Here is a 16,166-nt window from a genome sequence, read left to right on the forward strand (position 1 = left end):
TTTTTACACCTATTACTAATATCTTTTACCTCCAAAAGAAATGAATTTCATTTTAAACCGTTATACCTCTTCCTCAACATAATCATAAGAACTATTTTGACGATCATGTTCAGTTGATAGGATATAATTTGCTAAACCCATTACACTTGGATTCTCAAAGAAATTGTGAATGCTTATATCTGTATTTAAAACTTTATTAATAGCAGCAACAGCACTCATTAACTTCAGTGAATTTCCTCCTATTTCAAAGAAGTTATGAGAAATTCCAATAGATTTGATGCCTAGGATTTCTTCCCAAATTGAAATAATAGTCTCTTCTACAAAATTACTTGGTGCTACGTACTCTGCCTCAGTTGTTACATTCCCATCAGGCTTTGGTAATGACTTTCGATCTACTTTCCCATTTGTAGTTAGCGGTAGCTTATCAAGTTGAACAAAAAATGCAGGAATCATATACTCTGGAAGCTTTTTAGTTAGATACTTTCTAATTTCTTGAATTATTAATTCATCTTTCCATGTTTCAGAAGTAAAGTAAGCGCATATATATTTTTCACCATGAATATCATCTCTTACGATAACAATAGCTTCCTTTACTTTTTTATATTTAAGTAGCTGACTCTCTATCTCACCAAGTTCAATCCTGAAACCACGAACTTTCACTTGATGATCTATTCTACCCAAGAACTCAATATTTCCATCAGGCAACATCCTAACGAGATCCCCTGTTCGATACATTTTTTCTTCTGGTATAAATGGATTTGAGACAAACTTTTCTGCTGTCAAATCTGGTCGGTTTAAATATCCATGAGCCAATCCTGCTCCACTTAAACAAAGTTCTCCAGCTACGCCGATTGGAAGTAGTCTCTGATTTCCATCTACTATAAATGCTGAAGTATTTGCTAATGGCTTCCCAATTGGTATTGTGTCGAATTCTTCATTGATTTCATTTATACAATAATACGTAGCAAAAACAGTACTTTCTGTCGGACCGTATACATGAATCAGCTTATCTTTCCCTAAATACTCCAATGCTCGTTTTGTATGTGATACTGAAATTCTTTCACCACCAAAAAGGATTTTTCTTATATTAGATAGACACTCTATTTCTAAATCAACCAACGTATTAAATAAGGCTGTAGTTATAAACATAACACTAATTTTTTCTTCTTTTATTAATTTTGTTAGCTTATTTAAATTCAATACTGTATCTATTGATACCATCACTAATTTTGCACCATTTAACAATGCACCGTAGATGTCAAATACGGATCCATCAAAAGAATAATTTGAAAGCTGTAAAATAATATCATCTGCATCAATCTTAATATAGTTTGTGTCACGAACAACCCTTACTGCATTAGAATGTGATGTAACCACACCTTTTGGTACTCCAGTAGAGCCCGATGTATATATGATATAAGCTATGTTCCCAGAATCATTGATAGGAGCTAAATTCTCTTTACTCAATTGAAAATTCTCACTCTTATCTAAACTAACCATCTCTACATCCAATGAGGAATCATTAATGAACTTCTCCTGCGTTAATAGAATTTGAATATCACTATCTTGTATCATAAATTTGATTCTATCCTGAGGAGATTTAGGATCTATCGGCAAATAAGCTGAACCTGATTTTAAGATACCCATTATTCCAATTATCATCTCAGGGGATCTCTCAACCATAATTCCCACAATTGTATTTGCAGTAATCCCTTTATCTCGTAACCATCTAGCAACTTGATTAGACCTTTCATTTAATTCTTGATACGTCATTTTAGTGCCTTCAAATTCAACGGCAATATGATTAGGCGTTTTCTCTACCTGTTCCTCAAACAGCTGATGTATAGTCTTATCCTTCGGATAATTCGTCTTTGTATCATTAAATTTATACAATAATACATCTCGCTCTTTCTCTGGGATTATGTCTATCTCATTTAATTTCTTATCCTCATTTATAACAACTTGTTCCGTTACTTTTTTAAGATGCATTTCTATATTGTCTATTATTTCCTGTGGATAAATCTTTTCGTTATAAGTTAATTTTAATACTAACTGTTCTCCAGGAATTGCTACAATGTTGAATCCATAATTGGTTTGCTCTTCTCCCCTTATATTTTGACACATAAAACCTGTATTACTTTCTGCATGATTAAAACTACTATCATCCAGTGAATAATTTTGAAATACCATTACATGATCAATTAAATTTCTTTTTAGATCATGTAAAGATTGAATTTCAGCTAAATTTATATAGTTATATTTATTATTTTCTATTGATTCATCCTGGACATTTCTTAAAACCTCTTTAAAACTACTATCTTTTTCCAGTTTAACTCGAGTCGGAATTGTATTAATGAATAATCCTACCATCGCTTCAATTCCTTCTACTTTTGCCTCTCTTCCTGATACGACTGTTCCAAATACAACATCTTCTATATTATTGTACCTCGCTAAAAGAATGCCCCAAATTGCCTGCAGTACGGTATTAAAAGTAACTTGATTTCTATTTGCGAGTTGAATAATGTTACGAGTCATTGCTTTTGAAAATTCTATCATTTTTTCTTTTCTTTTATACTCATTAACTTTATTCAAGATTTTAGGAACCTGTGCTTGTTCTTCATATCCATCCAAATAGCTCTTCCAATGTGCTAATCCTTCTTCTTTATCCTGTTCTTCCAGCCATCTTATATAATCACTATATGGTGTTGGCTCCGCTAAATGGCTATCTTCACCTTTCATCTTTCTTCCATAAACATCAAATAACTCACCTAATATAATCCCAAGACACCATCCATCTAACAATATGTGATGATGACTCCATACCAATTTATATGAATCCTGATTCATTTGAATTAAGCTAATTCTCATTAATGTGTCTTCACTTAAATTAAAGCCTTTTTGTTTATCATTTTGTAAATAATTCTCTATAAACTTTGTTTTCTGCTCAATGCTTTCGTCTTGAATATCATAATGTTTGAAACCTACTTTTCTATCTTGAAGTATGACGTGTCTTGGTTCCTCCACTAATTCATACTCAAATGCTGCTCTTAATATTTCGTGTCTCCTCATTATTGTATTAAATGATTTTTCTAAAATATCTACATCCACAGTCCCTTTTATATCCATTACAATTTGTTCAAAATACATACTTGAATTTTTATCTTCTAATGCGTGGAATAACATCCCTTTTTGCATATTTGCTAACGGATATATTTTCTCAATAATAAAACCATTGTATTTTTCTTTTATTTCTTCAAGTTCTTCTAATGTTATATTTATATCTCCATAATCAAAAGGTGTTTGTTCTGGTTCTACTTTATTCGCACAGTGATTAATTATCATTTCAAGACTTTCTTTATATTTCTGATTTAAGTCCTTTATCATTTTTTCACTGTATTCTAATTTATTAAATGTTGTATGAATAACCAATTCACCATTTAAAACCATTGAATTCATTTCTATAGATGTATTCCTATTAATTTTCTTACCCACTGTTTCACCTATAGACCATTTCGATGCAGAGAATTCTCTCCTGTTAATATCTTGATCCAATTCACCTAAATAGTTAAATGAAATTGGTGCCTTTTCTTCATTCATAAATCCCTTATCTTTTGCTAAATGTTTTAATACCCCATAACCTATTCCTTTATTTGGTATTTTCCTCAAAGTTTCTTTAACTGTCTTTATGTTGGTCGAAAGTTCATTTTCATTCCCTATATCTAAAAGCACTGGATACATCGTCGTGAACCAGCCAACAGTCCTATTGATTTCGAAATTCTCTATTACGTCCTCTCTTCCATGCCCTTCCATATTTACTTTTAGCTTGTATTTCCCCGTCAATTCTCTGGTTCCAACTGCTAAAGCTGTTAATAAAATATCATTTATTTCTGTGTTATATGCCCTATTTGTATTTCTAAGTAAAGATGTAGTGAGTTCTTTATCTAATGTAATACTTACTGTACTACTATTTTCAAAGTTGTTTTTTGTGATTTCTTTCTTTTTAGGGATAAACTGTACATTCTCTTTTGATATACTTGTCCAATATTCCCTTTCTTTCATTAATTCCCTACTCACGCTATAAGCTTTTAACTTTGATGCAAATTCTTTATAGGAATCTGTTTTGAATCCTATTTCTAGCTTTTCACCCTTTTCTAGTTGTGAATATAAAGTCTCCAAATCTTCGAGTAGGATTCTCCATGATACTCCATCCACTACAAGGTGATGAATCGCAATCAGAAGATGATCTCCTTCATCCGATTTAAATATACAAAGCTTTACAAGTTTACCTTCTTTAATATCCATCTCTTTTTGAATATTTGTAGCAATTTCATATACCTTCTCTTCCTTATTCTCAACGCCCTTAACATCATGAATATATAAATCAAATAGGTTCTTGTCATAACCCCTATTATATTGAATTATTTCTCCCTCTTTTTCTTTATATATCATGCGTAAAGCATCATGATGTTCCATAATTTTATTAAATACTTCTTCTATCTGTTTTTCATCAAATCCATTTTCTCTAAATAGCATGAACGATTGATTAAAATGATGTATCTCTTCTTGGTTTTTCTCAAAATACCAGCTTTGTATCGGGGTTAATTCTACTTCCCCCTTTACTATTTCATGAACCTTTTGTTCTTTCTTTTCTCGTTTTATATATTTTCCAAGATTTTTAATTTTTGGATTTGCAAATAAATCTTTCATTTCTAGTTTAAGACCAATTCTAGATAATCTAGATATAATTTGGATTGCCTTAATGGAATCTCCTCCAGATACAAAGAAATTATGATTAATCCCTATATCCTCTATCCCAATAATACTTCTCCAAATTTCAACGAGCTTTTCTTCCACTTCATTTCTCGGTTCCTCATACTCTACCCCAGTATTAATACTTCCATCTGGTTCAGGAAGTGCTTTTCTGTCTACTTTCCCGTTCGTTGTCAACGGAAGTTTATCTAATTTCACAAAATATCCAGGAATCATATAATCCGGAAGTTTCTGTTCTAAATATTCTCGAATTTCCCTTGCATGTAATTCTTTTTGTGAAACGATATACGCACATAAATATTGATTACTTTCCTTATCTTCTCTAGCTATAACAATCGTTTCTTCGATATCTTGATGAGTTGACAGTTGACTTTCTATTTCTCCAAGTTCAATTCGATAACCACGTATTTTCACCTGATGATCTATCCGTCCTAAAAATTCTATATTCCCATCAGGTAACCACCTTGCAAGATCTCCAGTTCGATACATAGATTTACCGTTATTAAATGGATTTTCAATAAACCTTTCAGCTGTTAATTCTAGATTATTCAAATATCCTCTTGCTATCCCCTCACCTGATACACACAGTTCCCCAGCTACTCCAATTGGCTGAAGATTATTTCCCTTGTCTAATATATATATATTAGTGTTTAAAATTGGTTTTCCAATCGGAATTACCTTATCACCGCTTATTTGATCAAACTCAATTCTATAACTTGTGGAATCTACACAACACTCTGTAGGCCCATAAACATTTGTGATATTAGGTTTAAAATCAGCAAATTTTTCAAATAAACCTTTGATTAAATAAGGCGTTAATGCCTCTCCTCCTACAATAAATTCTTTAATTTCTAATTCTTGTTCTATTTTATTTACATAGCTAAGCATTGTTAAATGTGCCGGAGTAGCATCCGATACATGTATTTTATTTGTTGCATAATACTCAATTAAACTCATTGCATTCCAACTTACTTCCTTTGGCACAACAAATAAGGTATGCCCTAAAAGTAATGTTGCAAATATTTGTTTCACCGATGCATCAAATATAAATGGTGCTAGCAACGCGACATTAACATTAGTATTGAACCTTTTATAAATTACATCATTTAACCCATTGACTAAGTTATTTACACTATTTTGTTCTATCATTACCCCTTTAGGATTCCCTGTAGAACCTGATGTATATATTACATAAGCTAAATTTCGGGGACTATTTAATTTACTGATATTCGCTCTATTTTCTTTATATTCTAATTTATCTAATTGTATAATTTGTCCATGAAAAGATATATCGCTATGAACCTCATTCGTTACGCATAGTATCTCTATATGGCTATTACGTAACATATATTCTTTTCTTGTCCTAGGATAAGTTGGATCAATCGGTAAATAAGCTCCTCCAGCTTTTAAAATCCCCATTATACCTACTATCATTTCAATAGAGCGTTCCACCATTATTCCCGTTACTACGTCAGGACCAACTCCTTTTTCGCGAAGTATATGCGCAAGGCTATTTGCCCTTTCGTTTAGCTCTTTATATGTTATACTTTGATTTTCAAAAACAAGTGCCACATTATTAGGTGTCTTCTCTACCTGTTCTTCAAAAAGCTCTGGAAGTGTTTTTTCTTTAGCATATTTTCCTTTGGTATTATTAAATTCGTTTAATAACTTACTTTTTTCTTTCTCTGTTAATATATTTATTTCACTTAATTTCTGTTCTGGATTTTCTACTACTTCTCTTAAGACGTTTATAAAATGCTCTAAAAACCTCTCTATTGTTTCCTTTTTATAGAGAGCCGTACAGTATTCAATTTCTAATCCTAATCCGTCCTCTAACTCACTTACATGTATAGTAATATCAAACTTAACTATTTTCCTCTGATCTTCTAACATGCTAACCTTTAGTCCATCCAAATTTAATAGCATATTATCAGTGTGTTGAAATACCAGCATCGTATCAAATAGTGGATTTCGTGAAATGTCTCTTCTTACATTTACCTTTTCTACCAATTCTTCAAATTGATAATCCTGATTTTCATATGCTTTCAATGTATTTTCTTTTACTTCTTTTAAGTACTCTCTAAAAGATCTATTGCCCTTTGGATAATTTCTCATCGCAAGGGTATTCACAAACATTCCCATTACATTATTTAAATCTACATGTTTTCTTCCTGCAATTGGTGATCCTACTACTATATCCTCTTGCCCTGAATATTTAGAAAGCAAAGTCGTGTATCCTGCTAACATCAGCATATACATAGTAACTTCATTTTCTGTAGCCAACTTGTTTAACTGATTATAAGTTTCACTATTGATTTTTAAATTGATTCTATCTCCAGCAAAACTTCTTCTTTTTGGCCTTTTATAGTCCGTTGGCATATTTAGTACTGGTACTTCTTCATTGAACACATTCATCCAATACTTTTCTTGCTTTGTGATTTCTTCTTGAGTAAACAAGCCTCTTTGCCACGCAGAATAATCTTTATATTGAATGCTTAATGGAGATAATTTTTGACCATTATATAATTCAGCTAATTCCTGCATGAAAATCCCCATTGATACACCATCTGAAATGATATGATGCATATCTAATACCATCACGTGCTCATCATCTGTAACATGTATGATTTCAACCCGTAAAAGAGGAGTCTTCTCCAAATCAAACGGTTTAACAAATCCATTGATTATATCATCTAGCTTATTGGTACCCATTTCTCTATACGTCACTTGGAAATCTATGTCTTTTTCAATCTTTTGAACTGGTTCACCATCTACCATTACAAAAGAAGTTCTTAAAGCTTCATGTCTTTCGATTAATTTATGGAAAGCCTGTTCAAGCTGATGAACATCTAAATCACCTTTTATTTTCATAGCGAAAGGCATATTATAAGATACTCCGCTACCCTCTATTTTGTTTAAAATGTAGAGTCTTCTTTGGGCAGATGAAAGCGGATAATAATCTTGTTCTTCTACTTTTTTGATGGATGCATATACACTTTCTTTTGTAGAGTCAATAAATTCTCCAATCCCTTTTATAGTAGGTGCTTGGAATATTTGTCCTAAAGGTATCTCCACCATAAGTTCCTTATGGATTCTAGAAACCATCGTAGTCGCTTTCAGTGAATGGCCTCCAATTTCAAAAAAGTTGTGTTGAATTCCTATGTTTTCTATATCTAAAATATCTTGCCAAATGGATACAAGCTTTTCTTCGACTGTATTCCTTGGCGCCTCATACTCTACTACTCCTGCAACCGAACTTTCATCAGGACTTGGTAAAGCCTTTCGATCCACTTTCCCATTTGTAGTAAGTGGTAGCTTGTCTAGCTGAACAAAAAAAGCAGGAATCATATACTCTGGTAACTCTTTTGCCAAAAACTTTCGAATTTCTTGAACCCTAGTCTCGCCCTTCGATGATTCGGAAGTAAAGTACGCACATAAATATTGATGATTATTACTATCTTCTCTTGCGATAACAACAGCTTCTTTTACTTCCTTATGTTTTAGAAGTTGACTCTCTATCTCACCCAGTTCAATCCTGAAACCACGAATTTTCACTTGATGGTCAATTCTTCCTAAAAACTCAATATTTCCATCAGGTAACATTCTCACAAGGTCTCCTGTTCGATACATCCTTTCCCCTGGAATGAATGGATTTGGAATGAATTTTTCTGCTGTGAGCTCTGGTCTATTTAAATAACCACGGGCCAAACCTTCTCCGCTGATACAAAGCTCGCCTGGCACTCCCAATGGACAAAGCCCATTAGATTCGTTTAAAATAAAAACTTTTGTATTACATATTGGTTTTCCTATCGGTATATTGTCATAAGAATTTTCTATAATAAAGCTTGTTGTTACTACTGAATTCTCTGTAGGACCATAGTTATTAACAATCTGGTAACTTTTATTTTCAAAATAATTTAGTTTATCTCCACCTGTTAATAATCTTCTTAAAGATGTATTTTCAAGCATTAAAAATTGTTCACATACTTGTGTAGGTAAAAAGCTTATTGAAATCTCTTTTTCAATAAAATATTTGTTTAATTTCGTAATATCTAATTTTAAATTATCATTTATAATATGAATCTCTGAACCCGCTATGATATAAGGAAATACTTCCCAAGCAAATGCATCAAAACTTATACTTGCATAACTAGCATTTTTATCAGTTTCACTTATTTCATTGAAGGAATTATGCCAATTACATAAGTTCACCAATGAATGATGCTCCACCATAACTCCTTTTGGCTTTCCAGTAGAACCAGATGTATAAATGACATAGACTAAATCTTTACTGCTGCTATCAATACGTAAGTTCTCGGTTCCGTATTTAAACAAATGCTCATTATGAATATTAATAATGCTAATATCATCAACTTCTGTACAATCAACTAAATTAATTAATTTATCCTGGGTCAATAATATTTCAGTTTGACTATCTTGAAGTATATATTTAATTCTATCTATAGGATATGTAGGATCAATTGGTAAATACGCACTACCAGCTTTTAAAATCCCCATAATTCCCACAATCACATCAACCGAACGTTCTAATAATATTCCTACTATTTTATCAGAACCAACACCATTTTCTCTTAACGCTCTTGCCAATTGATTAGATTTTTCATTTAACTCCCTATATGTCAATTGCTTATCTTCAAAAACAACTGCAATGCTATCTGGCGTTCGTTCTACTTGTTCTTCAAATAACTTGTGTATTAACTGGTTTTTAGAGAAATCTACATTTGTATCGTTATGTTCATACAATAAAAAGCGCTTTTCTTCTTGTGGGATCATATCTATTTTATTTACACTTATCGAAAGATTTTCTGATATTTCCCTCAGAATATTAATATAATTTTCTGTCATTCTTAATATTGTGTCTCTTTCGAATAATCCAGTACTATATTCGACATTTAACACGATCTCATCGTCATAATCTAAGATATTAAAAGTGATATCGAATTTTGCATTATCTAATTCAAATATAATTGGACTAAGATTTAAAGCACCTTGCTTCTTAGTAAATAATTTAGCGTCTTCCAATACAAACATGGTATCAAATAAAGGGTTTCTATTAGAGTCTCTTTCATAGTCTATACTGCGAATTAGTTCGTCAAACTGATACTCTGAGTTTTCAAATGCTGTAATTGTATTTTCTTTTACCTGTTCCAAAATTTCTTTAAAACTTTTTGTAGCATCTATATTGTTTCTTAAAGCAATAGTATTGACGAACACACCAAAAATATTTTGTAAATCTTGATGTAACCTACCTGATGCTGCTGTTCCGACAACGATATCAGTTTTTCCAGTATATTTATGAAGTAATATATGATAAGCGCTAAGCATAAGCATATATAAAGTTGACCCTGTATCCTTAGCTACCCTTCTTATCTGTTCAGATAACTCTTTTTCTATATGAAAGTATGCATTTTCTCCTGCAAAGGTATCAATATTTTCTTTTCTATAATCATAAGGTAATTCTAATTTAGATGGCAGATGACTGTATAAATTCAGCCAATATTGCTCTTGTTTTTTTATAGCATTAGATTGATTATACGTATTATTCCATTCTACATAATCCTTGTATTGTATATTTATCTTAGGTAAATCAAGATTGTTATATAAATCGAGTATTTCATTCATAAATATTCCTTGTGATACCCCATCTGCTATTATGTGATGGAAGTTAACAACCAATATATGCTTCTCTACTCCGATTTTAATTAATTTAGCTCTCATTAATGATGGTTTACTTAAATCAAAAGGCTTTGTTGATTCCTTACACATTTTGCTAGTTAAATCTCTTAAACCTTCATCATCTGTTACGACTATATCTAAACATTGGTATTCCAAATCAAAATCAACTTTATCATAAACCTTTTGAACTAATTCATTATCTAATACTTCAAATCCTGTTCTCAGGATTTCATGTCTATCTATAAATTTTCTAAATGCATTTTCAAGTCTATTACATTCGATTTCACCTTCGACAAGTAACGCCATAGGAATATGATATGCTCCTCTATTATTTTCCATCATAGAAAGCATGTACATTCGTTTTTGAGAAGGCGATGTAGCATAATAATCCTTTTTCGATACCCTTTCAATCATATTTCCCCTATGATTGTCTTGGCTATTTTTCAAATATTGATCTAATACCTTTATAGTGTCATTTTTAAATATTTCTCCTATAGGCACCTCTATATTCATTCTCTTTTTAATTTCAGTAACAATCGATATCGCTTTTAATGAATCTCCGCCTATTTCATAGTAATTAGTATCTATTCCTATGTTTTCTATTCCAAATACATCTTTCCATATATCTAATATTTGGGCTTGAATTTCATTTTCTGCTTCTTCACATGTAGTTGCTGCAACTTCATCTAGTTCATGATTTTTTATTAATTCCCCCAAAATACTCTTATTTACTTTCCCATTTACAGTCAATGGTATTTCATCTATTTTGAAAAATCTTGATGGAATCATATAATTTGGGAGCTGATTTTGCAAATATTGTTTTAGTTCATTTGGGTTTATGTCTTCATCTGAAACTACAAAAGCATACAGGCTTTTCATTTTATTATCGTTTGTATAGTCAATTACTACTGTTTTATTTACACCTTTATATTTGATTATACAATTTTCAATTTCCCCTAATTCTACCCTATATCCCCTTATCTTAACTTGACTGTCTTTTCTTCCTAAAAATTCGACATATCCGTCCTTTTTTAACACACCATAATCACCAGTTTTGTAAATATATCCTAATTCTTCGTGCGAAATAAATGACATCTTAGTTTTTTCAATATCATTTATATACCCACTTGCTACTCCCACTCCACCAATGTACAATTCTCCCTCTACATCTACGGGACACAATTGCTTATTTTGATTTAATACATAAATTTTCTGGTTAGCCAACGGCATTCCATATGGTATACTTTTCCAATCACCCTTAATTTCCTTAATAGGGTAATATATGGACCATATTGACCCCTCAGTTGCTCCACCTAAGCTAATAACTTCCGCATTTTTGAAAGTTTTCTTTATCTTCTGAGGAAGTTCCAGCGGTATCCAGTCCCCACTAAGCAATACAAGCCTTAGACTATCATCCTGTTCACTATCATTATATAAGTCCACTGTCAGTTCCATAATTGCTGGAACTGAGTTCCAAATTGTGATTCCTTCTTTCTTTACAACTTTTTTTAGGTTATATACATCCCTTTGATCATCTATAATTACAAGGGCCGCTCCACAGCTCAATGCACCAAAAACATCATAAACTGACAAATCAAAGCACAGTGAAGAAATCCCCATAATTTTATCATTTTCTGTCACACAGAATTTTTCGTTAATATCTATAATTGTATTTGTTGCTGCACCATGAGTTATTTGAACTCCTTTAGGTTTCCCTGTACTACCAGAAGTAAAAATAACATATGCCATATCTGTTTCATCTACTTTTATATTGACTTCATCACCAGAATATTCCCTAATATTTTCATCTTTATAGGTAGAAGGTGTTATAAAGAACTTACAATTACTTTTCTTTTTTATATATTCTTTTCTTTCTTCAGGATAATCAGGATCAAGTGGTATATATGCTGCTCCAGCCTTTAAAACAGCAAACAAATTTATAATGGTATCTATACATCGCTTACCTATCACACCAATGTAATCACCTTTTCTAACTCCCTGATCCATTAAGTATCTTGCAATTTGATTCGATTTTTCATTTAGTTCTTTATAAGTTATCGAATCATCATGATGAATTACAGCTACCTTATCTGGTACTAGTTTTGCTCGATTCACAAACATTTCATGTAAAGTACACTTATCAAACTTTTTGTTTGTATCATTATAGGTTTCAATAACTTTTATGCTATTCTCACTAAGGTTAATACCTGACACTTGATCATTAAATATAACCTGATTTAATACATTTATATATTGTTCAAACATTGATTTAATAACATTAATCTCAAATAATTGTTCAACGTAATCCCATGTAATATATAAACCTCCATTTAATTCATAAACTTGGTTATCTATATAAACTTGGGATGTTCTTGTACTAAAAAATTTAATTTTTTCAAAATCTATCAAATGATTAAATGAATCATCTGAGTCCTCACTCAATACACTTGTAAATACAATAGGCATTATAGCTTGATTAACCATTCTATGTTTTTTCCCAATAGCTCTTATAAAATCCACACCATCATAATGTCTATGTTCAAGGGCTTCTAACAATGTATCCTGTACCTTCGCAGCAAATTTCCAAAATGAATCAATACTATCTTTCGCATTAATATCTAATAACATTAGAGTTGTGAAATCCCCAATGATTTTTTTTACGTCTTGATGAAACGGTATCCGATTAAAAACAGTTAAATTTACTGCAAATTGACTCTGATTACTCCAATATGCTAGGACATAAGCATATGCAGCACATAAAACCGATGTAGGGGTAAGATTTTTTTCTCTTGCTTTTTGTTTTAATTTATCCCATGTTTCACGTTCTAAAAATTCCGAACATTTATTGAATGTAGGTTTCTCAATTTCTAATGGGTTGCATTTTAAAGGCAATGCTGGTGCACTTGGGAAATTATCCAATTTATTTAACCAGTACTTCTCATCTTTTTTATATCGATTAGATTGCCTAAATTCATTGGTTGCTAAAACATAGTCTCTAAAATTATACTCCAGCTCAGGCAGCTGCAGACTTGGCTGATTGTAAAACATTTTAAATTCCTTGATTAATATTTTCATACTACTGTCATCACAAATTAGTGGATCTATATTTAAACAAAAATATTTTTGATTATTGGGTAATATAAATGCTTTTATCTCAAATAATGGCCAAGTACTTGGATCTATGATTTTAGCTATCATTTTTTGTCTTTGTTCCAATATACGTATCATTATATCTTCTTGATTTAAATTCCTTACATCTACTGTGTCTACAGAATAAAATAGTTCTCCTTCTAAGATTCTTTGTGTTCCATTTTCAAAAACTATTGTTCTTAGTATTGGATGTCTATTAATTAATTTTTGTAATGCACTATTAAACCTATCTATATTAATATCTATTTCAAATTCAACCGTTAAATTTGTAGCTGCTCCACCAATTTCAAAAGCCGGATCTCTTCCTATTAAATAGGCTAATTGTATACCTGTAAGTGGGAAAGGTTCATGTAAATTCTTTAAATCTGTAGTTTTTGTAAATTGTCGGTTCTCTATAATTTCTCCCTTGTTTGTTTCGATGTAAGCACTTATTTTCTTTATTGTAGATAATTTAAACAGTTCCTTTAATGGTAAATCAACACTTAACCTGTCATTCATTTTAGATAAAAGCTCCATTGCGTTTATTGAATGCCCACCAAGAACTGCAAAACTGTCATTAATACCAACTTTATTTAGATTCAAAGTTTCCTGCCACATTAAAACGAGCTGTTTTTCAATCTCATTTCTTGGTTCCTCATATTCAACCTCGGTATTAAAACTTCGATCTGGTTCAGGTAAAGACTTTTTATCTATTTTTCCATTTGCTGTTAACGGCATTTTATCTAACTTAAGAAAATAAGTAGGAATCATATAATCAGGTAACTTTTCACCTAAAAATCTTCTTAATTCTTCAACAGTAACTTCTCCTACTAATGTTAGATATGCACAAATATAATTGCTCTTGTCCTTTTCTTCTCTTGCTACAACTACAGTTTCTTTTACATTTTGATGCTTTAATAACTGACTCTCTATCTCTCCAAGTTCAATCCTAAATCCCCGAACCTTTACTTGATGGTCAATTCTTCCTATAAATTCAATATTCCCATCAGGTAACCACCTAGCCAAATCTCCTGTGTGGTATAAACGCTCTCCTTCTGCAAATGGGTTTTTAACGAATTTCTCTAATGTTAGCTGCTCATTATTTAAGTACCCTTTAGTTAATCCATCACCAGAAATACAAAGTTCTCCAGGTTCACCAATAGGAAGTAAATTTTTCTTTTCATCTACTATGTAAACTGAAGTATTTGCTAACGGTTTACCTATAGGTAGAGTGTCAACATTCTCATCTATTTCATTTATAAAGTAATATGTGGCAAAAACAGTACTTTCCGTTGGTCCGTATACATGAATGAGTTTATCTTTCCCCAGAAATTCTAATGCTTTTCTTGCATGGGAGACTGAAATTCTTTCTCCACCAAATAATATTTTTCTTATATTGATTAAACAATCTATTTTCATATCTACAAGCGCATTAAATAAAGCAGTTGTAATAAACATCACGTTTATGTTTTCTTGCTTAATTATATTTCCAAGCTTATTTATATCCGTGACTGTATCTTTTTCTATCACTACTAATTTCGCCCCATTTAACAGCGCACCATATATATCAAAAATTGATCCATCAAAAGAATAATTCGAAAGCTGCAGAATGGTATCATTATTTTTTATTTCTATGTAATTTGTATTTCGAACGACTCTGATAGCACTATAATGCGAAATGATAACTCCCTTTGGTATTCCAGTAGAACCCGATGTATAAATAATATAAGCTGTATCATCAGAACGATTTACATGTTTCAGATTATCTGTACTTAAGTCACTTGAATCTAGCTCGTCCAAATTAATTATTTCTAAATCATATTCGATTTTCTTAATGAATTTCTCTTGAGTCAATAAAATCATGGTATGACTATCCCGTAACATATAATCAATTCTTGCTTTTGGAGTATCAGGATCAATTGGGAGGTAAGCTGCTCCAGATTTTAAAATACCCATTATTCCAATTATCATTTCAAGTGATCTATCAATCATTAATCCTATAATAGCATCTGTATTAACACCCTTATTCCTTAACATCCTTGCTAATTGATTGGATTTCTCGTCAAGTTCCCTGTATGTGAGTTGTTTATCTTTAAACACAACTGCAATATTTTCAGGTGTTCTCTCCACTTGTTCTTCAAATAGCTGGTTTATGGTCTTATTTCTTGGATATTCGGTTTTTGTAGAATTGAATTTATTTAATATCATATCTTGCTCTGCTACTGTAATCTCATCGTAAGTTCTTATACCACCCTTGTTTATTTCACCAGAATTCTTAATAGACATGTTGGATTTCCCCTTTTTTAGTAATTATCCATTACCAAAATTATTTATTATTTTATTACTGTTAAAAATATAGAGAATGAATTAAATAAAAAATTCATCGTTCATAACAAGGTATACAATCCCCCCTATTTAGAAGTTACTAAAAGGAATTCTATAAAAGAATTTAACTTACTACGAGAAAAATTTCCTTATTTTCATGCAAAAAACATATGATAAAAATTTATCTAAAAAATTAAAATAATCAGAAATTTTTTACGATAATTAAATTAAAGACAAATATTAAA

General features: G+C 31.3%; 1 protein-coding gene. It reads right to left on the reverse strand.

Features of this window, described 5'->3' with window-relative positions; all coding sequences use genetic code 11:
• Window positions 1-60: 60 nt before the first annotated feature.
• Window positions 61-15,882: an amino acid adenylation domain-containing protein gene (locus AC22L0_RS25160; RefSeq protein ID WP_487272510.1), complete on the reverse strand. Its 15,822-nt coding sequence runs from the start codon at window positions 15,880-15,882 to the stop codon at window positions 61-63.
• Between the last annotated feature and the right edge of the window lie 284 nt (window positions 15,883-16,166).

The organism is Bacillus sp. LQ01 (assembly GCF_057624735.1).